General features: G+C 35.7%; 35 protein-coding genes. 9 read left to right on the forward strand and 26 right to left on the reverse strand.

Annotation, left to right across the window (positions count from 1 at the left end; genetic code table 11):
- Window positions 1–22: 22 nt before the first annotated feature.
- The gene (locus PHV22_RS08185) at window positions 23–856 is read left to right on the forward strand and encodes a YihY family inner membrane protein (RefSeq protein WP_295022879.1); all 834 of its coding nucleotides are present in this window, start codon (window positions 23–25) and stop codon (window positions 854–856) included.
- Here the strand turns inward: PHV22_RS08185 and PHV22_RS08190 are convergent.
- The 8 genes from PHV22_RS08190 to PHV22_RS08225 form a co-directional block, all read right to left on the reverse strand.
- Window positions 797–2,065 carry a ComEC/Rec2 family competence protein gene (locus PHV22_RS08190; protein ID WP_295022880.1) on the reverse strand — a complete coding sequence of 423 codons (1,269 nt, stop codon included), beginning with the start codon at window positions 2,063–2,065 and terminating at the stop codon, window positions 797–799. The two genes, PHV22_RS08185 and PHV22_RS08190, sit on opposite strands and share 60 nt — an antisense overlap.
- 3 nt (window positions 2,066–2,068) lie before the next feature.
- Window positions 2,069–3,511 carry a replicative DNA helicase gene (locus tag PHV22_RS08195; protein ID WP_295022881.1) on the reverse strand — a complete coding sequence of 481 codons (1,443 nt, stop codon included), beginning with the start codon at window positions 3,509–3,511 and terminating at the stop codon, window positions 2,069–2,071.
- A 2-nt stretch (window positions 3,512–3,513) separates the two neighbouring features.
- Window positions 3,514–4,572: a flavodoxin-dependent (E)-4-hydroxy-3-methylbut-2-enyl-diphosphate synthase gene (gene ispG, locus PHV22_RS08200; protein ID WP_295022882.1), complete on the reverse strand. Its 1,059-nt coding sequence runs from the start codon at window positions 4,570–4,572 to the stop codon at window positions 3,514–3,516.
- A 120-nt stretch (window positions 4,573–4,692) separates the two neighbouring features.
- Entirely contained in the window at window positions 4,693–5,298 is a 606-nt protein-coding gene (locus PHV22_RS08205) for a phosphatase PAP2 family protein (RefSeq protein WP_295022883.1), read from the reverse strand.
- Window positions 5,295–5,855, reverse strand: a complete 561-nt coding sequence (locus tag PHV22_RS08210) for a DUF4337 domain-containing protein (RefSeq protein ID WP_299946964.1) — start codon at window positions 5,853–5,855, stop codon at window positions 5,295–5,297. The genes PHV22_RS08205 and PHV22_RS08210 overlap by 4 nt, the downstream gene beginning before the upstream one ends.
- A gap of 38 nt (window positions 5,856–5,893) precedes the next feature.
- Entirely contained in the window at window positions 5,894–6,715 is an 822-nt protein-coding gene (locus PHV22_RS08215) for a tetratricopeptide repeat protein (RefSeq protein ID WP_295022885.1), read from the reverse strand.
- Window positions 6,716–6,834: 119 nt separating this feature from the next.
- Entirely contained in the window at window positions 6,835–7,260 is a 426-nt protein-coding gene (locus PHV22_RS08220; protein ID WP_295022886.1) for a type II secretion system protein, read from the reverse strand.
- Complete coding sequence (locus PHV22_RS08225; RefSeq protein ID WP_295022887.1) at window positions 7,257–8,276, reverse strand: diguanylate cyclase; 1,020 nt, start codon at window positions 8,274–8,276, stop codon at window positions 7,257–7,259. Before PHV22_RS08225 ends, PHV22_RS08220 begins: the two co-directional genes overlap by 4 nt.
- A gap of 166 nt (window positions 8,277–8,442) precedes the next feature.
- Between PHV22_RS08225 and PHV22_RS08230 the strand changes: the two genes are divergently transcribed.
- The 3 genes from PHV22_RS08230 (at window position 8,443) to PHV22_RS08240 (ending at window position 9,915) form a co-directional block, all read left to right on the forward strand.
- Entirely contained in the window at window positions 8,443–8,610 is a 168-nt protein-coding gene (locus tag PHV22_RS08230; RefSeq protein ID WP_295022888.1) for a hypothetical protein, read from the forward strand.
- Window positions 8,611–8,627: 17 nt separating this feature from the next.
- Entirely contained in the window at window positions 8,628–9,428 is an 801-nt protein-coding gene (locus PHV22_RS08235) for a hypothetical protein (RefSeq protein ID WP_295022889.1), read from the forward strand.
- Window positions 9,429–9,621: 193 nt separating this feature from the next.
- Complete coding sequence (locus PHV22_RS08240; RefSeq protein ID WP_295022890.1) at window positions 9,622–9,915, forward strand: DUF4282 domain-containing protein; 294 nt, start codon at window positions 9,622–9,624, stop codon at window positions 9,913–9,915.
- Between the two features lie 191 nt (window positions 9,916–10,106).
- On the opposite strand, the gene PHV22_RS08245 is transcribed toward PHV22_RS08240, so the two are convergent.
- The 5 genes from PHV22_RS08245 to PHV22_RS08265 form a co-directional block, all read right to left on the reverse strand.
- The gene (locus tag PHV22_RS08245) at window positions 10,107–10,256 is read right to left on the reverse strand and encodes a hypothetical protein (protein WP_295022891.1); all 150 of its coding nucleotides are present in this window, start codon (window positions 10,254–10,256) and stop codon (window positions 10,107–10,109) included.
- On the reverse strand, window positions 10,240–10,728 hold the full coding sequence (locus PHV22_RS08250; protein ID WP_367187085.1) for a type II toxin-antitoxin system HipA family toxin: 489 nt from the start codon (window positions 10,726–10,728) through the stop codon (window positions 10,240–10,242). The genes PHV22_RS08245 and PHV22_RS08250 overlap by 17 nt, the downstream gene beginning before the upstream one ends.
- On the reverse strand, window positions 10,722–10,925 hold the full coding sequence (locus tag PHV22_RS08255) for a hypothetical protein (protein WP_295022892.1): 204 nt from the start codon (window positions 10,923–10,925) through the stop codon (window positions 10,722–10,724). The genes PHV22_RS08250 and PHV22_RS08255 overlap by 7 nt, the downstream gene beginning before the upstream one ends.
- A 71-nt stretch (window positions 10,926–10,996) precedes the next feature.
- Window positions 10,997–12,991, reverse strand: coding sequence for a TonB-dependent receptor (locus tag PHV22_RS08260; RefSeq protein WP_299946972.1), 1,995 nt, complete (start codon window positions 12,989–12,991; stop codon window positions 10,997–10,999).
- Between the two features lie 161 nt (window positions 12,992–13,152).
- Window positions 13,153–14,151, reverse strand: a complete 999-nt coding sequence (locus PHV22_RS08265; protein WP_295022894.1) for an agmatine deiminase family protein — start codon at window positions 14,149–14,151, stop codon at window positions 13,153–13,155.
- A 16-nt stretch (window positions 14,152–14,167) separates the two neighbouring features.
- Between PHV22_RS08265 and PHV22_RS08270 the strand changes: the two genes are divergently transcribed.
- Window positions 14,168–15,181 carry an alanine racemase gene (locus PHV22_RS08270; RefSeq protein WP_299946976.1) on the forward strand — a complete coding sequence of 338 codons (1,014 nt, stop codon included), beginning with the start codon at window positions 14,168–14,170 and terminating at the stop codon, window positions 15,179–15,181.
- Here PHV22_RS08270 and PHV22_RS08275 read toward each other — a convergent pair.
- Genes PHV22_RS08275 through ribA form a run of 4 tightly spaced genes read right to left on the reverse strand, consistent with a single transcriptional unit; the run spans window position 15,178 to window position 16,950 of the window.
- Window positions 15,178–15,567: a hypothetical protein gene (locus tag PHV22_RS08275; protein ID WP_295022896.1), complete on the reverse strand. Its 390-nt coding sequence runs from the start codon at window positions 15,565–15,567 to the stop codon at window positions 15,178–15,180. The two genes, PHV22_RS08270 and PHV22_RS08275, sit on opposite strands and share 4 nt — an antisense overlap.
- Entirely contained in the window at window positions 15,564–15,806 is a 243-nt protein-coding gene (locus tag PHV22_RS08280; RefSeq protein WP_295022897.1) for a PP0621 family protein, read from the reverse strand. Before PHV22_RS08280 ends, PHV22_RS08275 begins: the two co-directional genes overlap by 4 nt.
- The gene (gene rsmG / locus PHV22_RS08285; protein ID WP_295022898.1) at window positions 15,806–16,387 is read right to left on the reverse strand and encodes a 16S rRNA (guanine(527)-N(7))-methyltransferase RsmG; all 582 of its coding nucleotides are present in this window, start codon (window positions 16,385–16,387) and stop codon (window positions 15,806–15,808) included. Before rsmG ends, PHV22_RS08280 begins: the two co-directional genes overlap by 1 nt.
- Window positions 16,387–16,950, reverse strand: a complete 564-nt coding sequence (gene ribA, locus PHV22_RS08290; RefSeq protein ID WP_295022899.1) for a GTP cyclohydrolase II — start codon at window positions 16,948–16,950, stop codon at window positions 16,387–16,389. The genes rsmG and ribA overlap by 1 nt, the downstream gene beginning before the upstream one ends.
- A gap of 69 nt (window positions 16,951–17,019) precedes the next feature.
- On the opposite strand from ribA, the gene hemB reads away from it, so the two are divergent.
- Entirely contained in the window at window positions 17,020–17,991 is a 972-nt protein-coding gene (hemB, locus tag PHV22_RS08295; RefSeq protein WP_295022900.1) for a porphobilinogen synthase, read from the forward strand.
- A gap of 89 nt (window positions 17,992–18,080) precedes the next feature.
- Window positions 18,081–19,001 carry an ornithine carbamoyltransferase gene (gene argF / locus PHV22_RS08300; protein WP_295022901.1) on the forward strand — a complete coding sequence of 307 codons (921 nt, stop codon included), beginning with the start codon at window positions 18,081–18,083 and terminating at the stop codon, window positions 18,999–19,001.
- 4 nt (window positions 19,002–19,005) lie between these two features.
- Here the strand turns inward: argF and PHV22_RS08305 are convergent, their stop codons facing one another.
- The 6 genes from PHV22_RS08305 to trpS all read right to left on the reverse strand — a co-directional run bounded on the left by PHV22_RS08305 (window position 19,006) and on the right by trpS (window position 21,856).
- Window positions 19,006–19,443: a hemerythrin domain-containing protein gene (locus PHV22_RS08305; RefSeq protein WP_295022902.1), complete on the reverse strand. Its 438-nt coding sequence runs from the start codon at window positions 19,441–19,443 to the stop codon at window positions 19,006–19,008.
- Between the two features lie 71 nt (window positions 19,444–19,514).
- Window positions 19,515–19,802, reverse strand: coding sequence for a type II toxin-antitoxin system RelE/ParE family toxin (locus PHV22_RS08310; protein ID WP_295022903.1), 288 nt, complete (start codon window positions 19,800–19,802; stop codon window positions 19,515–19,517).
- Window positions 19,803–19,804: 2 nt separating this feature from the next.
- Window positions 19,805–20,050 carry a hypothetical protein gene (locus PHV22_RS08315; protein WP_295022904.1) on the reverse strand — a complete coding sequence of 82 codons (246 nt, stop codon included), beginning with the start codon at window positions 20,048–20,050 and terminating at the stop codon, window positions 19,805–19,807.
- A gap of 90 nt (window positions 20,051–20,140) precedes the next feature.
- Window positions 20,141–20,386 carry a CopG family antitoxin gene (locus PHV22_RS08320; RefSeq protein ID WP_295022905.1) on the reverse strand — a complete coding sequence of 82 codons (246 nt, stop codon included), beginning with the start codon at window positions 20,384–20,386 and terminating at the stop codon, window positions 20,141–20,143.
- On the reverse strand, window positions 20,376–20,636 hold the full coding sequence (locus tag PHV22_RS08325) for a BrnT family toxin (protein WP_295022906.1): 261 nt from the start codon (window positions 20,634–20,636) through the stop codon (window positions 20,376–20,378). Before PHV22_RS08325 ends, PHV22_RS08320 begins: the two co-directional genes overlap by 11 nt.
- 254 nt (window positions 20,637–20,890) lie before the next feature.
- Entirely contained in the window at window positions 20,891–21,856 is a 966-nt protein-coding gene (gene trpS, locus PHV22_RS08330) for a tryptophan--tRNA ligase (RefSeq protein WP_295022907.1), read from the reverse strand.
- Window positions 21,857–21,949: 93 nt separating this feature from the next.
- Between trpS and raiA the strand changes: the two genes are divergently transcribed.
- Together raiA and hemJ are read left to right on the forward strand one after the other, a co-directional pair.
- Window positions 21,950–22,279: a ribosome-associated translation inhibitor RaiA gene (gene raiA, locus PHV22_RS08335; protein WP_295022908.1), complete on the forward strand. Its 330-nt coding sequence runs from the start codon at window positions 21,950–21,952 to the stop codon at window positions 22,277–22,279.
- 1 nt (window position 22,280) lies between these two features.
- Complete coding sequence (hemJ, locus tag PHV22_RS08340) at window positions 22,281–22,727, forward strand: protoporphyrinogen oxidase HemJ (RefSeq protein WP_295022909.1); 447 nt, start codon at window positions 22,281–22,283, stop codon at window positions 22,725–22,727.
- 109 nt (window positions 22,728–22,836) lie between these two features.
- Here the strand turns inward: hemJ and der are convergent, their stop codons facing one another.
- The 3 genes from der to PHV22_RS08355 form a co-directional block, all read right to left on the reverse strand.
- The gene (gene der, locus PHV22_RS08345) at window positions 22,837–24,324 is read right to left on the reverse strand and encodes a ribosome biogenesis GTPase Der (protein ID WP_295022910.1); all 1,488 of its coding nucleotides are present in this window, start codon (window positions 24,322–24,324) and stop codon (window positions 22,837–22,839) included.
- Window positions 24,325–24,447: 123 nt separating this feature from the next.
- Window positions 24,448–24,855: a hypothetical protein gene (locus tag PHV22_RS08350; protein WP_295022911.1), complete on the reverse strand. Its 408-nt coding sequence runs from the start codon at window positions 24,853–24,855 to the stop codon at window positions 24,448–24,450.
- The gene (locus PHV22_RS08355; RefSeq protein WP_295022912.1) at window positions 24,855–25,430 is read right to left on the reverse strand and encodes an LPP20 family lipoprotein; all 576 of its coding nucleotides are present in this window, start codon (window positions 25,428–25,430) and stop codon (window positions 24,855–24,857) included. Before PHV22_RS08355 ends, PHV22_RS08350 begins: the two co-directional genes overlap by 1 nt.

Here is a 25,430-nt window from a genome sequence, read left to right on the forward strand (position 1 = left end):
AAGTACAAAAGGTGCGTGAGCTATGCAAGAGCTAAAATTTAATCTAAAAAAAATTTATAGAAACGCAAGATTTCTTATAGACTCTTTTTTAGATAAAGAACTGACCTTTTTTGCTGCAAGTTTAAGTTTTTATACAATTTTTATAATCATTCCCATGCTTCTGATAATGATGACGCTTCTGACCTCTCTGCCTTCATTTACTGCGTATTATGGGGCTATTAAAACATTTATATTCTCAAATCTTATGCCGGTAAATTCAGAAATTTTTATTGGTTATATGGATGATTTTCTAAAAAATTCTGCAAAAATGGGGATTGTTGGACTTGCGATGATTTTGGTCTCTTCACTGCTATTTTTTAAAGATTTTGAGTATATTGCGAACAAAATCTTTCATGCAAAGTCAAGGACACTTTGGGAATCCATAACAACATACTGGACGATGCTTACGCTAACACCAATAGCTCTTGGAGTATCTTTTTTTATAACTGGCTATGTGGTAAATCTAGCTAGTAAAAATGAGCTTACAGCAGGTTTGAATATACTTCCATGGATTCCGTACATTATCATCTGGGCTCTCTTTTTTCTTATTTTTCAGATTGCTGCAAATACAAAAGTAAATCCAAAAGCCTCGCTTATAAGCTCATTTATAATATCAATAATCTTTAGTGTCTCTAAAAATAGCTTTATACAGTATGTTTTTTATAATAAATCTTATACAACTATTTATGGCTCATTTTCTATCATAATGTTTCTGTTTTTGTGGATTTACCTATCGTGGATTATTTTTATCTATGGACTAAAGCTTTGCTACATCATAGACCGCATATATTATAATCGAACTAGAGAGCAGGATTAAAGCCCACATCCAAAACTTGTCAAATATCGCCAGAAAAGATAACTCTATGTGAAGTAAAAATAGATATGGACTTAACTCTATTTTCGTACCGTCTCTACTTAAAGTCAAAAGCCATGCTAAAAATGAGTCAAAAAAATCTCCATAACCGACAAAATGTAAAAATATGCTCAGCGGATAAAATGGGGTAAACAGCACAGATAAAATAATAGAGAGTGGATGGTAGAGTGTGAAATTTTGAAATATAAAAAGTGATGCTGGCAACATAAAGAGATAGACAAGCACCGAGATGCCTGCTATCTGCCAAAGAGTACTTAGGTTTTTAAAGTGAATTAGAAATAAAAATATATAAAAAACTCCACCTGCTGAGAGCCAAAAACCTAGCGTAAACCCTAGTCTTGGAAAAAATGCTAGAAGCAGGAAAATGGTTACAAGAAGAGTCTGCATTGATAGGATTTTGATGCCTCTGTCATAAAGAACGAAACCAACTACAAACATCCCAAAAGAGCGAACAAGTGCTGGCGGAGAGTCTAGAAAAATCATATAGAAAAAAAGTACGACCACTACGATAGCAAATAGATCTACTTTTGAGTTTCTATATGGAAAGAATCTACTTTGAAAAAACCGATAGATTGGACTAAGAAAAAAGTACAAAATAGCACTTAAAACGCCAAGATGAAAACCGCTTATGGAGATAATATGTGCAACTCCTAGGTTTGAGAATGCTGTTTGTAGCTCTTGTTTGACTATCGCAGAAGTGTAGAGTGCTTGATAGATGTTTGCAATATCTTGATTTTGATGTGCGTTTGAAATCCGCTCATTTACCTTTTGTTTTAAAGATGTCTCACTATAAATCTGTTTGATTTTACTTTTTGCAAAAAATGTTGTGAAATAGCTATAAAATGAGAGCTCGTTTGGAAAAATCTCAATCTCAATCTTTCTATCCGTAAGTGGTTTTAGTGATTTTTTTGCTGTTGTATAAAAAGTCAAACCATCATCGGAATGGAGTTTAAGAACTTGAAATATTTTTGAGTTTTTCTCTTTTGTGTACTGTTTTATAACTGTTGCTTGAACTACTTGCGAGTCAAAACGGATGAACTCTTTGTAATTTTTGTATTCAAAAATAACGGTGGTAAAAAGGATAGAGATGCAAAAAAGCAGGAAAAGAAAAAACTCTTTTTTTGTACTAAAAAGAGAGATTCTCTTTAGCATGTTTTATAGAGTTGGCATTGCCATAGAGTCGTTAAAGCCCATATTAGCAGAGCGAGTATCAACATTTTCATAAACAGTTTCAACTCCTCTAGGAGAAGATTCAACAAATCTTGTAAGTTTTTTCTGAAACAGAAGCTTTACATGCCCAGTTGGTCCATTTCTCTGTTTTCCGATAATGATTTCAGCCTCTTCTTCGTCTCTTTCTTGATAAGTAGAGGCATACTCTTTGCCAGTAGCTTTTGCAGCTTTTTCTCGCTCTTTTTCCTCTTTGTAGAGGTAAACATCGTCGCGGTAAACAAACAAGATGATATCTGCATCCTGCTCAATTGAGCCAGATTCGCGGATATCACTAAGCATTGGTCGCTTGTCGTTTCTTGATTCTAGTCCACGGTTTAGTTGAGAGAGAGCAACTATCGGCATACTTAACTCACGGGCGAGCATTTTTAGTCCACGAGATATGTCTGAGACTTGAAGATGTCTATCTTGAGTTCCGATACCACTCATAATCTGTAGATAATCAATTACGGCTATCTCTATCTCTGGATGTTGGTTTTTGAGTTTTCTTAGCTTTGAGCGAAGTTGATTTATGTTTATGCTTCCGGCATCATCAACATAGAGTTTAGCGTCATTCATTTTGCCGATGGCATGGGTTAGTTGGCTCCATTGACCATCATCCATATCGCCAACTCGAAGTTTTTGAAGAGGGATAGAAGTTTGGATAGAGAGAAGTCTTAGCATAAGCTGTTCTGCTGGCATCTCAAGAGAGAAAAATGCAACTCCTTTACCCTGTACGATAAGGTTATTTACAGTGTTTAAGATAAAGCTTGTTTTGCCCATAGCAGGCCTAGCAGCTACAATAACCAAATCACCTTTGCCAAACCCAGTTGTCATTTTGTTGAGTTCTTTAAAGCCTGTATCAACTCCAACAAGAACATTGTTTCCACGAGCTTTCATCTCTTTGATATACTCAAGAGTTTCAAATGTCATTTTAGTAGAATCTTTAAAATCACTTGTCTGATTCTCTTGTGTTATGTCATATAGTTTTCTCTCTACAATATCAATAACATCAGCAGCAGGGAGTTGTTCTTCAACTGTTACTCTTTTTATCTCTGTTGTGAGTGTCAAAAGATGTCGTTTAAGGGATTTGTCTTTTATCTCATCAACATAAGCTTTTGTGTTTGAGATAGGGTTTGCGGAGAGTATCTCAAGCATAACGCTCTCATCAAATTTTTTAGCCTTTATAAGCTCTTTTTTTATAAACTCTTCATCAATAGGTTGATCTTTTTGAAAAAGAAGAACCATTGTTTTGTAGATATCTTGATGTGCCGGAAGGTAGAAGTCATCATGTTTTATGGTGTTACTAAGGTCATCAAACTGAGTTGGTTCAAAGATGATGGAGCTAAGAATGCTTCTCTCAAAAACAAGATTATATAGATTATCGTTCATGTTTAACTCTCTTTCGCCATTTTTTCAACTTCTAGCACAAATCTATCTACAAGTTCGCTCTCATCTAGGTTTGCAACAACTTCACCCTTAACCATAACGAGCCCTTTTCCTTTGCCATAAGCGATGGCGACATCAGCGTGAGCCGCCTCACCAATAGCATTTACAACACATCCCATAACAGAGACATTTAGCGGAGCTTTGATGTGAGCGGTTCGTCTCTCAATTTCGCCAACTGCAGTTACTAAATCCGCTTCGATTCGTCCACAGGTAGGGCATGAGATGATATTTAGCCCATCTTTAAGGGCACCGCTATCTTTTAAAATAGCTCGAGCGACGATTATCTCCTCTTCAAGTTCTCCAGTTATAGAGACTCTCATAGTGTCGCCGATGCCATCGAGAAGCAGAGTACCAAGCCCAATGGAGCTTTTGACGGTTGCATGAAAAAGTGTTCCAGCTTCTGTAACTCCAAGATGGAAAGGGTAGCTATTTTTTGGACGAAGCATTCTGTACGCATCGACAGTTCTTTGAACATCACTTGCTTTTAGAGAGATTTTAATATCATCAAATCCCAAATCCTCTAAAAATTTAATGTTATACTCAGCAGAAGCCACCATTCCTTCAGCGGTTTGTCCATACTTGTTTAAAAACTCTTTTTCCAAACTTCCAGCATTTACGCCGATTCGTATCGGGATGTTTCGAGCTTGACAAGCTTTTACAACCTCTTTCACTCGCTCTTTTGAGCCAATGTTTCCCGGATTTATACGGATACAATCAACCACTTCAGCAGCAACGAGTGCTAAGCGATGGTTGAAGTGAATATCTGCAATCAGAGGAAGTGAAATTTGCTCTTTGATAGATTTTAGTGCAAGGGCATCTTCCATCTCTGGAACTGCAACACGGACAATATCACATCCTGCAAAATGAAGCCGTTTTATCTGCTCAATAGTAGTGGCAACATCGGATGTTTTTGAGAAAGTCATTGATTGAGTAGAGATAGGTGCATCGCCACCAACAGCCACATTGCCGACAAAAATTTGTTTAGTAGGAATTCGTTTAATCATAAGAAGATTTTAGCTATTTTGGTATAAAAAAGTGCTTCAGTTTTAATAATTTATATAGAGTGCAGCAATGTTAAAACACAATAGATGAACAAAAGCTAATTTGCTAATGTTCAAGATTGATTATATCTTTTTGGTAAGATAATAGTTAATAATATATCTTGCAAAAATAACAATAATTAGGCTTGATAACCATCCTGCTAACACATCCGCTGGAAAGTGAGCTCCCAAGCTAATGCGTGATAATCCAACCCAAATTACAAATATTATCCCGATTACTTTTTGCCATGGTGCTATTAACAATGACCAGATACTTCCAAGCATAAGCATTGCAAAAGATGAGTGACCGCTTGGGAAGCTATGATGAAATTCAGCTCTTCCAACAATATTTACCGCCTCAACGCCTAGCGCTAAAGGTGGCCTAGGAAAATCTAGCAATACTTTGACCGCACCAACAAAAGATGCATCAAGTATGTACCCAATACTAAAAATCATAATAGGGCTTATCCAAAAAATAACCTTTGATCTTGAGAGGGTGTTTGTTTTATCTTTTAGAAGCATAATTAGGCAAAATACACTCAGTAGTGCAAGATATGGACCAAAAAGTTCATGTGCACCGAGTGTGGTTCCTGTAAGCATTATTTTGTCTAAAAATTCGAATCTAATGTTATTTATGAGATGAAACAACCAAACATTAAGTCCACCCCAGTCATAAAATATAGCCTTCATAAAAGTGCCTCTGCCCATAGAACAATTCCACCAACGGCAGCTATTGCAGCAATAGCAAATAGCCATTTTTTGCGAGTTAAAACAGTTATTGATGCTAGCGATATTGCAATCTGAATTAGCGTCATAGATTGTGCTAAATGATGATGAGGAATCATTGCTTCATCGCTTAATTTATTTGTTTTCGCTGATTCTGCGTCTAAGGCTTCCGCTTTTTTCTTAATGGCTTGTTTTTCTTGTTCGTATTTACCTTTTTGTTGTTTATAAAACTCTTGTTTTTCTTTTGGAGCTACGTCGGTAGCTAGTTCCATTAGGTGAAGTTTACTGCTTTTTGCTTGATAGAAATTCCATTGATCGGACGCTTGTGTTTTAAGAAATACCGCTTCATTTTTTAACAACATTGCTTTGTTTTGTGAATCGCCTCCCTGATAGCTTACAATTGCTCCGATTGAAGCTAAAATAGCTGTAAATATTGCAATATATTGCCCAAGTGAGCTCTCGTGTTCAGCCTCTACTGCATGGTCATGTGCACCGTGCACATGAAATCCGTGTCCTGACATCTATGCCACCTTCTTTAAATTAAAATATATAATTTTGTTTACCAATTGTCATCTCCAGAGCTATCATTTGAATCATCGTCCCAAGAAGAGTTATCATTTATGCCAAAGTCCGTTTCATCCCTATCATCTGCTGCTGACTGGTTATTGTTAAATGCTCTGTTTTCTGGGGATGAATTGTTGGTATTTGATGGTTCATCCATAAAATGATGCATTAGCGCCTCTCCTGCTACCATTCCAACTCCAGCTGCAGCGCCAGCGGCTAAACCAGTTGCGATAGTGCTTCCAATTCCACTACTTTGTGGTTGCTGTGGAGGATAAGATGAAGGATTGTTTCCATAAAGATTCTGTCTCATAGGTGCATTTTGTTGACTGTTTCCCTGATCTGGGTAACCGTTTTGTTTACGAGAAAGTGATGATTTTATTAGTAGTACAATAACTAATCCGGCACCAAACAAAACAATTATCATAATCCATGGAAATGATTTCTTTTGCGCTTGAGAAGAGCGCGGCATTATTTCGTTTGTATTGCTAACCAAATTAGTTTCAAGAATACTACGCTCAAGTTTTTGTACAGCTTGCGGTTTAGCAAATGATAACCCCGGCTCTATCTGTCTAGCCTTTTTGAGTTCATTTCTTGCTTCTTCTAGGTTACCTTGACGAGATAATATCTCTGCATCAACAAAATGCGCTTTCGCGCTATCTGGATGAGCTTTTAAAACTTCTTCTATCATGCTGTGTGCTTTAGCTAAGTCACCGGTTTTAGCAGTTTCATAAACTTGATGTACTGTCGGCAAATTATCAGCGAAAGCAACTGCGCCCATAAGAAGTAGAATTAATAAAATTTTAGAATATATAAACATTTTTTAAACCTCTTTTGTTATTTTATTTTGAAAAAAGTATATCGAAGCAATGTAACAAGATGGTGAATTGAAGTATTGTAGTATTGTATATTCTTAAAAAATCACGGAATGAATTTAAGTTACTCAACATAGATACTGTCTGTTTGGTTGTAGAGTTTAAAGGCAGGGCTTGTTGTTTGATTACCATCAGTACAATGTATTTCATAATTTACAGAGTATGAATAGCTGAGAAAGATACCATCTCCTGTGCTGTTGCAATTCGTAAGTGATGGACCTGAAGTGTAATCTGGAATGAGTTCAATATAATTATTTATGTTGGTTGTGTAATCCGGAGAAACAATACTGCCGCTGTGATTATTGTTTATGGAGCTGAACCAGATAGCTGGACCTACTGATCTATTTAGTGTTCCAACAAATGATTTAAGCTTTGCTACTTTTGCGCGTTCTGTCATGGAACCAATTCTTGTTACAGTAACAGTTGATAATATACCAAGAATTATTATGACAAAGATTAACTCTATCATATTAAAAGCATTCCGTTTCATAAGATACCACCTACGGCTATTGTGTTGCAAGCTTGTATGCTATTTTTTGCCTCATCAAGAAGCGATACTGCACTCTCGTTGTTAAATGTTGCAATACCGATACGAACATTAACTTTACATGATATATTGGAGTGTTTGGATTCTAGCTCTTGTTTTAATCTGCTTGATAGTTTGTTAATATTAGTAGATGTCGCATCTGGCATGATCGAGGCGAAACACTCTTCTTCAATTCTGCACACAGTATCACTTTGTCGGAAAAAATGACTAAAAACTGCAGCAAGTTCTTTTAGATTTTTTTCAAAACTTTTCTTATCTAGTGACTTTTGCAAATCATCATAATTAGAGATAACAAGAATCAACAGAGATAGTGATCTGTCTTGACGAATTGCTAACAGTGTGGCATTTTTTAAAATACCTTCAAAATATTTTTTATTGTAAAGCCATGTGATATGATCATGAACTGTATGTTTTAGAAGCTGTAGCTTCATGTAGATACGAATAAAAAATACTAGTGCAATAATTGAAATCATTGTAATAAGAATGGAGATGTAAAATTTATCTAGGGCTACCTCAATTTTATAGCTCATTATCTCTTGTGTTGTTTTGGAGAAAAGAGTAATTCCTTGGTTTAGTGCACTGATATCATCTTTTGTGGAGCTGTTGTTTTTTAGCGATACCTTAAGTTTCTCATAAGATAACCTTAGTGAACTATAAATTTCATCAGCACCAAATAGATCTATATACTCTCTATTTTGAGGGTGCTTAATAAATACCTGTTCAATTATTTGAAAAGAGTCATCAATTTTTTTTATAATGGCATCTCTTTTGTCGAAGTCATCACTTATTATGAGGCTTGGAAGTGCACCACTTAGAAGAACAATATTGTTCATTACTCTAGCGTCGTTTCTTATAGTGCCAAACGACTCTTTAGCAAAATAATAGTTTAACGGAAGCAACAACACAACAAAATAGAGAAGTAGAGTGATTTTGATGACCGACCAATCTTTTTTTAACATAAAAAACCCTTTCTAGTATATGATGGAGTCTATAATTTATAATATTAAAAAGTATTTAAATGAAATTTGATGATATAAAAATAGAAAAACAGAGCTAAAGCTATATGGTCTATTTTTTTATCTTATCTTATTTGATATAATCACAAACTTTATAGTTGGAGCAAATATGTTTGATTTTTTAATGACTGGATATGGGATAAGTGGCATTGGCTTGATTGGAATTATACTTTTTTTGCTCTATTTAAAACTGATGAAGTGGGTGTTTAAAATCGCTATCTTTGGCATCATTGTTGTTGGAGCATTTTGGTATTTTAGGTCCACATCCGGCGCATAACTAATAAAAGGAAAAATATGAAACAGATATTTGTAGTAGCGTTTGCCCTCTTCTTGTTTAGTGGATGCGCTCCACAGTCAAGCCCTCAGCCACAGCAAAAATGTGTGAGTGCACAACAACTAAATTTATACGGATATGATTATTTAGAAAAAGTAGCAAAATTGCTACGAGAAGATAAGAAAAATATTGAATCATTTGAGATGTTTATTAATGTGATGAGGGGGACGGTGGACAGCTACGCAAATATGATAAAATCAAGTGTTTACATCAGCAATGTTGTGAGATTTTTGCCTATCCCTTATGCTGGAGAGGTCTCAAATACTACTAAACTTATCTCAAGAACCGTGCTAAATTTAGGTGGTGCTGCAAGTACGCTAAACCGATACAAAAATACGACCAATACATTTTTGGTTGAGTTTGATAAGATAGATAAGATAAACATAAAAGCAACCGAGATTGCAAAACTGGCACTCTATGCCGATACAAAGCTTCTAGGTGATGCAAAGAATCTTGAAATAGCATTAAAAGAGATATCAGCATCAACTACAATGATGGCGGCAACAACGCAGAGTATTACAGATGCGCTCGATACAACTAGCGGTTATATGAATCAAGCCAAAGGTTTTGTGGGAATGGGACAACCAAGTAGTAGTAGTGATGAGAAGAGTAAAGTTGTACAAAATCGCAACTCAATTAATGACCGCATGATACAACTGAACCAAAAAATAGTTTTGTTAGAAAAGAGTGGCGAATCTCATCGGTTTAATATCGCCAAAGCTCATATCTATGCAGATTTAGCGGTGGAGTTAGAGAAGTAAACATAATGATGCAATATATTAAGAGATTGCTTTTTTGCATAACCATACTTCTTTTTATTATGACACTTAACGGTTGTACATCTGTGCAAGGAGCCGCTCACTATGATGGTGGTACCAGCAATGGAGGTATTAAACTTAGAGGTAGTGTGCTCAGCTGGTAAATTAATAAAAACAGATAAAGGCTTTTTTAGGAATGATAGACTTCTTAACATTTGACAAATTTATATCAATCTACTTTCTTGTAGGCTTTTATTATATAGGGGCGCTACTTATCCCTTTGGTGCTCTTTTTTTCAAAATCTCATTTTTTAAGCAAATACCCTCTCATAAAAAAAGTGAGCAACACGCTCCATCGCTCAACTCCTACTCGTATAAAAATAGTCTCTCTTTTTTGCATTATATTTTGTGAAATAGTCTGGAGAATGATGTTTGAGGCCATGATAGGGTATTTTCAGATACACGATTATCTGCAGCATCTGCAATACTAATCCATTCGCAATATATAAAATTCCCCATGTAAATTATTCTTATCTAGGTATATGTTTCATCTTAAAAGAGAGATTAAGCCCTCTGTGGGCGGGGAAGCTTAGATTATAGGATTTGAAAAAAATATCCTGCGTCATATTTTTACTGAGCCCTGTATTCTGAGCATAAGTTTCAAAATTTTTTACTACACTTTTCACTTCATTAATAATTTTCTCTCCATCTTTGATGCCAGTTGCTTCAGATGTTTTTCTATAGGTTCCGCACCTTCTCCTAGATAAGTTGTGCTGTGCTCTCCGCCTGGTCCATATGAGAATGTTAGATAGCCTTCAACGGCTGTTTTCATCTAACATATAAGAGAAATTCTTTGCATGATTATCGCGATTATGTGTAAAGAGATTAAAACAAGCTAACCTAAACATCTTTAACGCCTCGTTCATATCTTTTGTAAGATGAAGAGCTAATGACAACAGATCATCATAGTCCAATGATGGAAGCCTAAAATCACTATGTACCAAGTGAATATCTACTCTGGCATCTTTGTTGCGGTCAAATCTTTTAGTCGCAAAATAGCTATTTCGCTGGGTTTGAAGTAGCTTTGTGGTGGGTATATCTATCTTTGCATTATGAGCCATTTGTGAGTAGATGTACTCTAATTTGCCTATCTCTTGAGCGTCGTTAGCTGATGGAAACTTGACTATAAAATGCTTGTATCCTTTTTGGAGTTGTTGAGAGCCATGGATAATCTCATCAGTATCATTTATCTGAACTATAATCTTTGGTTTGGCTCCTGCGCTAGAACCTCCTATGGCTAAAATGTCTCTAAAAACTCTGCACTAGTACCTTTTAGAATCTCTAGTGAAGATGTAGTCGTATCATCAAGTGCAGGAGAGTCACTCTTAACATAAAATGACTCCAAGACCAGTTTACAACTAAGTGCTCCGATGCCATAAGCACCTATGTAGCTGAGTCTATCAAGCGGAGTTATCTCATGAAACTTTACCCCTCTGCCCATAAGATGTGGATAACGATAAAGATGATTATTTTGTTATTGGTAATCTAGCAGAGAGCCAATTTTCTGCTAGATTAAAATTTAAAAGTTAGATTTGTATAGAAGTATCTACCTGGCTCATTAAGTAGCATTGTTGGACCGCCAGAGCTGAGGAGGATTAAGTCAACATATGAGTTGCTTTGTATATATGTTTTATTAAGAAGATTATTTACGCCAACACTCAGCTCTGTATGTTTATCTATTGCATGTTTGATTTTTGCATTATAGATATTCCAACCAGCGAGCTCTTGTTCACCGTTGGTGCTATCAATGTTGTTCCATCTAGCCGAAGCTTGCATCTCTAAAGTTGCTGTAGAGTTGTTCATGTACTCATAGTTTATCCCAATTTTCCCTCTAAGAGGTGCCATATCTGCTAAGTCGCTATCTGGTTGAGAAGCGCTACTCTCTTTTTTGCCTCTTTTGTAAGAAGCGTTAAGATTAATGTTTAGTTTGTCAGTTGCAAAGTATGATGAGCTAAGTTCAGCCCCATATACGGCTGCATCTATATTTTCAAATGTATATGTTGTTGCCCCTGTTTTTCTGAGATATATGTAGTCCTCTAGCATTGAGTAGAAAGTTTTAATTTTAAAGTTAAAACTATCGTAAGATGCTTCATATCCTAAATCAATCTCTCTGTTTTTTGTCTGTTTTAACTCTTGATTTCCTGTGATAGTGTCAACTATTGGGTATAACTCTCTTGCGTCTGGAACCCTTGCGGCTGAACCAAAACCAGCAAAAATTCTGTTTTGTTGGTTGATAGAGTAGGTTGCTAAAATATTTGCACTGAATGCGTCATAGCTATTTGAGTGTTTTGCTACATCATCTGGTGTAATATCTGTTGAGTCATATCTAGCACCAGTTTCAATTTTTAGATCACCAAAACTCTTCTCAAGCTTTGCAAAAATAGCTCTATTGTCTGTTTCTGTATGTGTTAAACTTACTCCCATTGGAGTGATTATGCCAGTTGCAACGGCTGTGCTATATTTTTCACCTTCCCATGTTCTTTTACTACCATCTAAGCCAAGAAGAAGTTTATAGGAGTCAATATCAAAACTATTTTTAAGTTTTACTCCCTGCATAGAGGTTTTCAGATGGTTTGTGCTGTAGTTTGTAGCACCAGACACCCTGTATTTTGTATCCATAGGATGATCTACATCAGAGTAGTAATACTGGATGTTTATGTTTTTGTAACCATTTGCTACATTGTCTATATTGTACTCAACGCTGTAGATATTTGAGTCATCATAAGCAGCGTCCATTTTTGAGTTCGCATAGAGTACGCCATCACTTCTGTTGCCTGTATAGCTAAGACGAATCTCTTGATCCTCAAGAGTTTTTACAAAAATTTTACTCATAACACTCTTTTTCGTATAGGCTTCTATGTCTTTGTATTTTGGTTGAAATTTTGTAGCAGCTGGAGCAGAGCCTTTTATCACAGCTTTGTCAATCTGCTCTGCTAAAGTGTTTCCATTTCCATCTTCATACTGATCACTTGTCTCATAAGATGCACTAATTAGGGCACGAATAGTATCTGTTCCACCACTTCCTGTTGCACCTATCTTTTTATATCCCCAACTTCCTAGCCCAAAATCAACTTCTCCATGAAGCTCTTTTGTGGGTTTTTTCGTTTTTATCTTTAACCCACCACTAAGTGTGCCAAAGTTTTCAACATCATACGGACCCTCTATAACTTCTACTTCATTGATTTGGTTTGCTAAGATATGTGATACCGGTGGGTCCATCCTATTTACGCAAGCTCCATAAATTTTTGTGCCATCTACATCTACGGATATATTGTCTCTTTTTTGACCTCTTATAAATACATCATTGGCAATACCACTGCGACGGCTCATATCTATGCTTGGAACACTGGAGCTTAGAGCAGATGCTAAGTCTGCTGATACTTGCGCGTTTTGACTAACTTCTGTTACTACCGTTGATTCTATGGCAATTTTTTCTAGTTTGGTCTCACTCGCGCCTAAAATAGCGGCAACAACTAATGATAAAGGAATCACTTTTTTGGATATCATGCAACTAACCTTGAATATTAAAATTGAATAATTATATGAGATAACCGTTACAGATGTGTTAAGATTTCAGTATGAATAAAAAAGAGAAGATAAAAAGAGCGGTTTTTGTTATTTTGGGTTTAGGTCTTTCGACCTATTTTTTATATGGTGGTTTTTCTATGCTATTTAATGAGAGAAACTCCAATGGCAAAATTCATAGTAACACAGTGAAGTGAGCCGTGTTGTTTGATTAGCTCAAAGCAGTTTATACCGACAATGTCTCTTTCCGGAAATGTTTTTCTAAAAATATCCAGCGCTTCTTCATCTTGCGCTACCCTATAAGTTGGAACCAAAACAGCTCCATTTACAAACAAGAAGTTTGCATAAGTAGCAGGAAGCCTCTCATTATCAAAGTAACAGGCGTAACTCATAGGAAGTGCAACAAGTCTAAAACCATACTCTTTGGCATAATCCAAAAGCTCATCTTCCATAAGTTTTAACTCTTTGTAATGCTCATCATTTTTATCTTCACACTTAACATACATGATGCTTTTCTCATCTATAAATCTAGCCAAAGTATCAATATGTGAATCCGTATCATCTCCGGCAAGATAACCATGTTCAAGATATAAAATCCGGCCCATACCAAACTCATTTTGAAGGATTTTTGTGATTTCATCTTTAGTTAGAGAGGCATTTCTATTTTTGTTAAGCATACATTCGGAAGTTGTGAGAATGGTGTCAACCCCGTTACTCTCAACTCCTCCACCTTCTAAAACTAGATCTATTTTGGTTAAGTTTTTACTGTAGTGATTTTTTATCGCCTCGCTCATAGCGTTATCTTTTGCGGCTTCAAATTTACCGCCCCAGCCAGTAAAAGTAAAGTCAAGAAGTTTTATGTCTGAATCCTCTTCCACGCAGAGCACCGAGCAGTCTCTGGCCCAAGTGTCATTTGTTTCATACTCCACAAAAAATAGATTTTCACTCTCTTGAAATCTACTTTTTACACTCTCTATATCATCGCAAACCACCAAGCATTTTTGATATTTTATAATGGCGTTAATGATGTTTGTAAATGTCTCTTGCGCCTCGTCCAAGTAATCAACCCAGTCACTTTTGGCATGTGGAAACATTATCTGCGTAAAACTCTGCTCTTCAAATTCCGCAATGAATCTTTTCATTTGGTATAATTCCCTCATGGCTTATATAATTTTAAATAAAAATAATTTTTTTAATAATCTCGACATTATTGCAAATCGTACCAAAAGCGTAGATAAAATAGCTTTGGTTCTCAAAGATAACGCTTATGGACACGGTCTTTTAGAGATGGCGTCAATGGCAAACGAGTACGGCATCAAAAAAGCAGTTGTGCAAAAAACAGAAGAAGCACTTTTGATAGAGAAGTTTTTTGAGTATATCTTAGTCTTAAGTGACACTCCGACCGTTTCAAGCGATAAGATTAGGTATACGATTAACGACATAAACAGCATCAGTAAATTTCCTCTTGGCACAAAAGTTGAGCTAAAAGTAGATAGCGGAATGCACAGAAATGGAATTTCTCCAAGTGAACTAGAGGCCTCATTTTTAAAGATAAAAGGGCAGGGACTACAGCTGGAGGCGGTTTTTACACACCACAGAAGTGCAGATGAGTTAACAACTGAGTGGTTTTGGCAAAAAGAAAATTTTAAAAAAATCAAGCAAGAGTCAACAAAACTAGCAGAGAAGTTAGGATTTACTGCTCTTAGATTTCACTCTTCAAACTCGGCAGCACTATTTAGAGATAGCAGTTTTGATGAAGATATGGCAAGAGTCGGGATTGTCGCTTATGGATGTATGACACTTCCAAAAGCAATATCAGTCGATGGCATAAAACCCGTTTTGTCACTATATGCAAATAAAATCTCATCAAGAAAATTAAAGAGTGGCGAGAGAGTCGGATATGGCGCAACGCGTGAGATAAAGAGTGATGCAGTTGTGAGTAATTATGATTTTGGATATGGCGATGGATTTTTTAGGTCTTGTTCAAATAACTATAAAACTCCCCATGATATTGAGATAGTTGGTAGAGTCTCAATGGATAACAGCTCTTTTTTATGTGACAAAGATGAGATATTAATTTTTGATGACGCCAGAGTTGCAGCTTCATATGCTGGTACTATAAGTTATGAGGTTTTGACATCTTTGAAGGCTGATATAAAAAAGATTGTTTAGTTAACCTTTACAATCGCCTCTGCGAAAATAACCCCATCAGCGCCCAAAAGTGCTAGCTCTTCTATATCTTCCTCATCTTCTACCATAACTAAGATTTTTGCATCAAAAAGGTAGCTATCTGCGAGATCTTGAGCCGTTTTTGCAAGCTCTTCCTGGACAACTACATAAGATGCCCCAAGAGCTGAAGCATATAAAATTTCAGTGATATTTTTTACACTTACTGCAATTGACATACTGTTTATAACTGCGTGGTTGATTGTCTCAATATTTTTTTCGCTAAATTCTATAAAAAGTATTGACGATGGTGGTGTGCGAAGAATTGAATCTATGCCAGAGATATGATAAAATTTTTCACTCTCTATAAATCTATGACCAAAAAAAATCATTTCGCGTTCTTTAGGCACTCACTGCTGCAATAATATTTGTTTACACTTAAAATTGCATCGTCAAGTTCGCAGTAAATCCCACAAGTAGCACACTCAACCATATCGCTGCTTTTTGTTTTATCTTTTTTTGCATCGTTATCTCTCTCTTTGCTTTGTGTATGTGTAATCGGTTTTTTCTTAAACAAGTAAAAGTAAATCGCAACGAACACGCCAATAATTAAAAGATATTTTAGTATCATCAATTCTCTCCTATAAGCAAATAATGCCTGTTTTTTGTTTTTATAATTTTATGCTTCATATCTTTAGAGACTTCATCATAGACGCGCTCACCTTTGTAAAAAAGAAGTTTTGAGTTCTCATCTCTAAGATTTTTACTAAGCTCTAGAAGCATCTCAGTGTCCGTTACGGCTCTTGAAGTTATGAGTTCAAAAAATTCACTCTCCATATCCTGGACCCTCTTTTTGACAACTCGAACATTGCCCAGTTTCAAATCCGCTTTTACAAACTGTAAAAAACTAGATCTTTTTGGCGAAGGCTCAATCAAAACTACTTCTGTATCAGGAAGTCCCATTGCTAAAATCAGACCAGGAAAACCAGCTCCGGTGCCAATGTCTAGTAGATTTTTACACTTTGGTAAAAAACTTAGTGGGAAAATAGCATCATATATAAATTCATCTATTGTTTTTTCATCTTTTGCGCCAGTTAAATTGTGAATTTTGTTCCACTTAAAAAGATGCTCTTTAAACTTTTGGATATTATAAAAAAAGTCATCAGGAAGTAAAATTCCATCATCATGAAGCGTCTGTTTTAGATTTATCATTATAAAAGATGCCCCATACTCTCTTTTTTTACATTCAAATACGCCTCATTATGCGGGTTTGACTTCATAATAATTGGCACTCTATTAACAATCTCAATATCGCCTAAAGAGTCTATTTTTCTTGGGTTATTTGTAAGGAGCTTAATCTTCTTGATGTCAAAATGAGCCAAAATAAAAGGGACTATCTCATAAGTTCTCTCATCTGTGTCAAAACCCAATTGATGATTTGCTTCTATGGTGTTTAAGCCCTTATCTTGAAGGGCATAAGCATTTATCTTGTTCAAAAGACCGATATTTCGCCCCTCTTGTCTAAGATAAATCACCATTCCATTTGTTTGTGAAGCAAGCCTTAGAGCATACTCAAGCTGATCGCGGCAATCACATTTTAGGCTTCCTATGGCATCGCCTGTCAGGCACTCTGAATGAACTCTGACTATTGGAACTTCATCTAGTGGTTCTTTGTATATAACAAGGTGTTCCTTGTGTCCCTCTTTAAAAGCTTTAACTTTAAAATCGCCAAATCTAGATGGGAGATTGGCGATTTCTGATATCTCTATATTCAATAAACTTGTCCTTAACTTTAAAAAGGTAAAATATTTTTTTAAAAATTATAGCCAAAAAAAGGTTTAACTATGTTTCAAAGATTTCGCAGAACTCGCCTAAATGGTCATCTTCGCTCACTTGTTCGTGAAACTAATGTCAGTGTAAATGATTTTATCTATCCACTTTTTATCCGCTCAGGCAAAGGAGTAAAAATAGAGATTGCTTCAATGCCTGGAGTATTTCAGATGAGTATAGATGAGGTTTTAAAAGAGTGCGAAGAGCTAAAGAGACTTGGACTTTACGCAATTATCCTTTTTGGAATTCCTGATGTAAAAGACTCTGTCGGTTCTGATTCTCTTTGTAGTAACGGGATTATTGCTTCATCAATTCGTGCTATAAAAAAAGCACATCCAGAGATGTTTGTGGTGACTGACCTATGTTTTTGTGAATACACAGATCACGGACATTGCGGGATTATTGATGAGAAATTACAAACAGTAAATAACGATGCAACGCTTCAGATATCTGCTAAGCAAGCCATTATCCACGCAGAAGCAGGAGTTGACATGATAGCACCTTCTGGAATGATGGACGGAATTATTCAAACTCTAAGAGAAGCACTTGATGGCGCAGGATATGAAAACTTGCCTATTATGAGTTACTCAACAAAGTTTGCATCTGGATACTATGGACCGTTTCGTGATGTAGCGGAATCAGCTCCTAGTTTTGGAGACCGTGCAAGCTACCAAATGGATCCAGCAAACAGAAGAGAAGCGATAAGCGAGAGCCTCTCGGACGAGCTTCAAGGTGCAGATATCTTAATGGTAAAACCTGCTTTAGCGTACTTAGATATAGTTCGTGAGATAAAGGATAGAACCACTCGTCCAATGGCGGTCTACAATGTTAGTGGAGAGTACGCGATGCTAAAATTTGCTGGACTAAATGGCTTAATTGATTATGATAGAGTTGTAATGGAGACTATGGTTAGCTTTAAGCGCGCAGGTGCTGACATCATCATCTCATATCACGCTAAAGAGGTTGCGAAGCTGTTGCAAAAGTAGTATTAAAGTAAATTATTATAAACTTTTGATACTAAGCTCAGCTAAAATAGCTAAATTCGGTATATTTATTTAAAAATTTGGGAAAATTAATGAGACACTTTTTAACGCTAAAAGATTTTACAAAATATGAAATTTTAGAGATTATTGATATAGGTTTAGAGATAAAAAAGAACCTGAAATTAGGCATTTATAAGCATGAACTAAAAAACCAGACTCTAGCTATGATATTTGAGAAGAGTTCAACAAGAACAAGGGTTAGTTTTGAGGCTGGAATGTTTCAGTTAGGTGGGCACGCGCTGTTTTTATCAAATCGTGATATTCATTTAGGTCGTGGTGAGCCAGTAAAAGACACGGCACGCGTTATTTCAAGCATGTGTAATATGGTTATGATAAGAACTTTTGAGCACTCAAAACTTGAAGAGTTTGCCTCTTTTTCAAAAGTACCTGTCATAAATGGTTTAACGGATACTTACCATCCAGTTCAACTTTTGGCTGATTATATGACCCTGGTTGAGCACGGTATGGAGAAAAATATTGTCGCTGCTTATGTTGGCGATGGAAACAACATGACACACTCATGGATGATGCTCGCTGCCAAACTTGGTTTTGAGCTAAGGGTTGCCACTCCAAAAGGGTATGAAGTAAGTAGTGCTGTTTTGGATGAAGTGCAAGAGATTGCCAAAGAGAGCGGAGCGATTATCAAGATGATGAATGATCCAAAAGAGGCAGTTAGAGGCGCTACTGTCGTAACTACTGACACATGGACTTCAATGGGACAAGAGGATGAAAAAGAGGAGCGTATTAAAATTTTTAAAGGATTTATGGTTAATGATGAGATGATGTCTTTAGCTGATTCAAATGCTAAATTCTTACACTGTCTTCCAGCCTATCGAGGTTTGGAGGTAAGTGAAGAAGTTTTTGAAAAACACTCTGAAATTATTTTTAATGAGGCAGAAAACAGGCTTCATGCCCAAAAAGGGCTGATGGTTTGGCTGGATAGACAGAGATAGTCTGTTAATAGACTACGCTTCTCATTCTTGATATGAGATGCTCGGCATCATCTTCAAGGTGTCGCTGTGCCAAAGTGTAGAGCATCTGTTCCTCTTTCATATTATGCTGTTGCATAAGTATCATCAGCGTTTCCGAAACCGAAAAAAACTTCTCTTTGTCCTTTTGTTCAAGAGCTTTTCTCATTTTAGATAAAAGCTCACGCATCTGCTCATGCTCCATCTCCATAAGTTTCGCAGGATTATTCTCTATAGCGCTTACTTGAGCCAACGCCTGAAACAACACTATCTCTTCCATACTGAAATGATTGCTCAAATCATCGTAAAACTTCTCAAATTTTAAAAGTGCGTTGTCACTGTTGCTGGCAACGGCATCCTCCATCTCGGCAAATGTTTCGTCACACTCTCTGTGGTCGTTTGTCAAGAACTCTTTTATATTTGACATGTAAGCTATCCTGATAAGTTTTAGCGAATGATAGCTTTTTTAGGTTTTTTGGCGATTGATGGGAGTCAACATTAACTTTCTTTAGGCTTGTTTTGGTTAAAAATATTTAAGATTTCAATAGTGTTATTTTCTAAATTGACTTCATAGTTTATTGTATGTTTCTCGTATGTTAAATCTCTTATATCTTTATCGTTAAAATAAATAGATTGTCTATATTTGTATGGGAAGTTCGGAATATTTTTTATGAGCGTATCAAGTTCTTTTTGAAATTTTCTACTAGCACTAACCTTATCAGTGGCAATATGCCCTAAAGTAATTAAGAGATTTATTTGAAATTTTCTTGAACGAGTTATCTTCATATTTATTTTTCAAGTTCTGAAAAAAATTGTTGTATCTCTTTTTCATACTGTTCTTCTGATAACATCTCCATTTTTCCACTTTTAACATCAGCTCTTATTTGATGAAGTTCTTGTTGTCTCTCATAAAAGTAAGGGTCAAGTTCAAGGTTTTTATCTTTTGAAATAGTTATATTTGAATGACTGTTTTTTACAAAATTCATAAACTGTTGCATATAATCATCTTGTATATGAACTGATAAAGTTTGCATAATCCACACCTTTGTGTTTATTTTGTAGCTTCAATTATATCAAAACCTAAGTGATATTCACTGAAGTTTTTGATTGGCTCCACTGATTTGTTATACAGCTTCTTTGTGATGTTGAATTTGCATAATTTTGTCAGCTAACCAAGTTTTAATGATAGCTTGACGACTTACTCCAATGTGTTGTGCTTCTTCATCAAGTTTTTTAACCATCCATGTAGGAAAGTCAATATTAATTCTTTTTGGTTCTAAGTTCGGTCTCTTAATCGTTGATAAATCAAGATATTCAATTATATCTTCTTCATTGTCATCAAAAATTTTATCGAATTCTTCAGCTTTCATAGATTTCAATCTCCTTTTTTCTTGCTCTTCGTGCAGAGATAATTCTAATTTTATCTTCACGAATTGTTGAAACAACAGTATAAAACTTTGAGTTGATTTTGCCAATATTAATGAATCTTTCTTCATCTTCATAAGATGTTGAAATTTCAATCATTCTGTCATCATTCCAAAGAAGCTTTGCATCTTCAAAGTCAATTCCATGCTTTTGCTTATTTGATAAGCTTTTATTACTATCATATTCATATTTCATATAATAAGTATATCATTTTTATATTAAATTGTAAAATTTTGAGAAAAGTTACTGTGAATGTATAACGGTCGCGTAGCGAGCGGACAACTATTTATCCATACACATTATATACATAGTAACTTAAAAAAATAAAAATAACTTACATGTTAAATGTGTGTTAATTATTAAAATTTAGTAAAAAATAGACTTTTGGAGTTATAGAAAATCAATAATATTGGGGAGCAAGGGCTTGTCCTTGCTGATTATAGAAGAGGTTAGTAACTTATCCCAGTAACGCTTCTGATTTTCTCAATAGTCGTAAGTGCAACTTCCCTAGCCTTAGAAGCTCCCGCTTTTAAGATCTCTTTAACTTCGTCTTGATGAGCTTCAAAATATTCTCGTTTTTCCCTGAAATCTCTAAAATATTCCCACATAACTTCTCCAAGATAAATTTTAAAATGCCCGTGACCTTCGCCACCTCTTTTGTACCTCTCTTGAAGTGCTATCAGGTTGTCGCCTTCTAAAAAGAGTTTTGCCATATTGTAGACATTGCAGGTTTCATACTCTTTTGGCTCTTCCATCGCTACATTTTCGGTTACAATTTTTTTAATAGTCTTCATCTGGGCTTTTTCTTCGCCAAAAATATTTACAATATTTCCGTAGCTTTTAGACATTTTTTGTCCATCTATTCCAGGGACGGTTGCAACTTCCTCTTGAACTCTAAATTCTGGAATTGTCAGTATATCCCCATATTTGTTGTTGAATTTTATTGCTATATCCCTTGCAATTTCTACATGCTGAATCTGATCTTTTCCAACAGGAACTACCTCTGAATTAAAAAGTAAAATATCTGCAGCCATCAAAACAGGATAGGAGAAAAGTGAGTGATTTGTTGCAAATCCTTTAGCTGTTTTGTCTTTATAGCTGTGTGCTCGCTCGAGTAGCCCCATTGGAGTGAATGATGAGAGTATCCAATAAAGTTCAAGTACCTCTTTGACATCAGACTGAACCCAAAAAACTGATTTTTTTGGGTCAATGCCGAGTGCCAAAAAGTCAGTAGCACACTGCATTGTTAATTTTGAGAGTCTCTCTCCTTCGCTCACGCTAGTCATGGCATGATAGTTTGCAATGAAAGCAAATGTTTGACTATTCTCCTGAGCTTCGACCATCTGTTTGATTGAACCAAAATAGTTTCCAATATGTAAATCACCAGATGGCTGGATACCAGTTAAAACTCTCATTCTTAAAACCCTCATATAATTGTTTGAGAAATTATACTTTTTTTAACTTTATTTTGTTATCATTAAATAAACATAGGTTCAAAAGGATTTAAGATGAATGTACAAATTCACGCAAAAGATATTACACTCCAAGCAAATACAAGAGCTCATATTGAGGCAGCGATAGAGAGTTTTAAAAAATTCTCTTTAGACATTACCACTGTTAATGTTAATTTAAAAGCGGAAAAAAAAGGTGTTGAGATAGAGTTTGATATTCATATAGCTCACTCTCAACCGGTGGTTATAAACCAAGCTGATAATGATTTAGATGTAGCAATAGATTTAGCAATAGAGAGAGCATCAAAAGCGCTTCGTCGTCTTCATGATAAAGTTATATCTCATAAAGCTACCTCTATAAAAGATGTTGGAATAATAGAAGACTGATATGTATAGCTGGATTCTTTGGTTTCACATAATATCTCTGATTTCATGGTTTGCAGCACTCTTTTATATGCCTAGACTCTTTGTTTATCATGCAGAAAACATAGAGAATGAGGGATTTGTTGAGGTTGTGAAAGTCATGGAGATGAAGATTTACAAATATATTGGAATCCCGGCTATGTGGGCTACTGTTTTGAGTGGAGTCGCTATGATATTTTTATCAACCGCGCAGTATGGTGGGGTTAATATTTTTTCAACCGGTGGCTGGTTGCACGCTAAGATATTTTTTGTTCTTATTTTAATGGCTTACTTTTTTTCGCTTGGCTCATATAGGATAAAATTTTTAAATAATGAGTGCAAAAAGAGTGGGAAGTTCTTTCGTGCTTATAATGAAGTACCAACAATTTTGCTTCTGCTTATAGTTGCAATGGTTATTATAAGACCATTTTAAGCGCTTAACGCTATGCGCTTAAAAGGAAAATATCTAACCAACTAAAATAAAAGAGATAAATTTCTTCTTTTGAGTTTTTTTAAATCTTTTTATATTTATGTAAAAAGATTTACTTTTCCCCACGCTTTTTTGCTTTAAATAGAACAGGTGTTCCGCTAAAGTTGAACGCTTCTCTTAGTTGATTAGTGAGATATCTTCTGTATGTAAAATGAAGTCCTCTTGGCTTATTCATAACTATAGCAATTTTAGGCGGTCTTGTTTCATATTGTGTTGCATAGTAAACTCTAATAACTTGCCCACGCATACTTGGAAGTTGATGTCTTCTTAGGGCTTTCTCCATAACAACATTGAGCTCTGAAGTTTTTATGCGTTGAGAGTAATTTTCATTTATCTGCAATATCATATCATAGAGCTTATCAACTCTTCTGTGAGTATTTGCAGATAGTGTTATGATTGGAGCATAGGCCAAAAATTTAAACCTATCTCTAACATTCTCAATAATCTTGTCATAGTCTTCTCTTTGCGCAATATCCCACTTGTTTAGAACTATTATACAAGCAAGTCTGTTTTGATCAACTAAGCCAGCAATTTTCTCATCAAGATCCATAAACGGTTCGCTTGCATCTAAAACAACAAGAGCCATATTTGAGTTTTCAAGCATCTCTTTTGTTCTCATAAGAGCAAATTTTTCGATACCTACAATCTTTCCGCGGCGTCTTAAACCTGCGGTATCAACAAATGTTAGTTGTTTGCCTTTGTAGTCAATGCTCTCATCGATTGGATCAATTGTTGTTCCTGCAACACTGCTTACAACAGATCGCTCTTCGCCAAGCAGAGCATTTAAAAGGGAGCTTTTTCCAACATTAGTCCTGCCTATTATGGAAATTTTGATGTGATTGATATCATTTTCATCAAACTCTTTTATTTTATCATTTTGGGCAAAGATTGAGTCATCATCAAATTCTTCCTCCTCTTCTGCATCTGAATAGAAGAAACCATCATCTTCCTCTTCCTCGTCATGCTCTTCAAAGAAATCATCCTCTTCAATACTATCCTCTTCATTCTCTATATCGTCTTGCGACTCTTCATCTTCTTCTGCTACGATATCACAATCGGGAATTTTACTATAAAGCCAGTCAAATAGCTCAGAGGTGCTTCTGTTGTGTGCTACGGATATTCCAAAAATAGCATCAGTACCAAATTCATAAAAATCCCATAGTTTATCTTTCATCTTATCATTATCTATTTTGTTTACCACAAGTGCGACATCTTTACCGAGCGCTTGTAGTTGATAGAAAAGTTTTTTATCATCTTCCTCTGGCAAACTTTTTCCATCAACCATAAACAAAATTATGTCTGCATTTTTTGCAGCCAAGAGTGATTTTTCTTTGATTTTATCAAACAATTCACACCCTTGGTCTAGTCCACCCGTATCGAGTAGCAGAGCTTGTTTATTTAGAATCATTACCGGTCGTCTTTTAACATCCCTTGTAGTTCCAGCTATATCTGAAGTAATAGCGTCTCTTTTTTTAACAAGTCTGTTAAAAAGTGAGCTTTTGCCAACATTTGGACGACCTATAATAGCGATTTTTTTCATTTGATTTACCTTGTTTTTGTGAAGAAAATTTGTAGTTAGTGTGGAATTATAGCTAAATAAAAAGTGATAAGGTTTAACTTTTGGTGAGGGAGTTTATGAGCGTCTTTGCTTATGATTGCAGTTTTATTTGTCAAGAATCAGCCAGATGTATATCTCATCGCTTATTGGATCTCTCCATACATCTTCAATGTGGGCTGTAACATTGCTTGAGTTTACTGAGTATGAACCTTGCGTTTCCATGGATAGTGTAGAGTTGTCGTTTACAACTCTATCTTTTTTTTCAATACTTAGGGATATTTTTACACCTTGCTGTAATGCTAACTCATCAAGTCCTCGCGTGATCGCGAGTTCTCTTTGAAAAGCTAGACCTTTATAGTGTCTATTTGCAGTTCCAATTGCTCCTATTTTACCATTTAGACTTGGGTTTAAAACCCAAGCAGGTTGCAAATCTTTTGAATCTTTTGGTAAAGGTTTAACACAACCAACAAGAATTAACGCAAGAAGTAGTGAAAAGGCAAATATTTTTAGCATTAGTTAGTTGGAAACTCTTTGTCTAATCCTTCTAGAGCATTTTTAGATTGAAATTGTTGCCAAAGAGCTTCGTCATTTTTAAAGCTAGTTTTAACTTTTTCTTTTACCTCTTTGTTTACTGTAGCTTCAGGAACAGTTACAAGCATATAAAGAGCACCTGATGGAGCAGTCCAAGTGTCAACACCTTTTGAACCACTTAAATCAATTTTAGCAATTTGCTTTGAAACACTTGTTGCAACAGCGTCAACAGTCTCTCCTGAACCAACACCAGTCGTGCGAGTAAATGTCTCAACTTTTGCTTTTACTTGAGTTTGAATCTGTTGAGCTAAGTCTTGTCTACCATTTGCAGTAGCAATTGTTCTCATATGACCCATTCCAGCGGCACTCTTAGGAGTTATTCCAACACCAGCATAAGCACCCTCCATCATAGGAACACAAGTCCATTTTGGAGCTAAAACACCCTCTTGCTTACAACGAAAGTCAGCGTCTTTTTCAGGTGCTACAGAAGAGTTACACCCTGAGATAGAAGCAGCTATTAAGCCTGCTAAAGCTATTGATGAAAGAGTTTTGATCAT

Origin of the sequence: Sulfurimonas sp. (genome assembly GCF_028713515.1) — a bacterium.
In the GTDB taxonomy this organism is placed as follows: domain Bacteria; phylum Campylobacterota; class Campylobacteria; order Campylobacterales; family Sulfurimonadaceae; genus Sulfurimonas.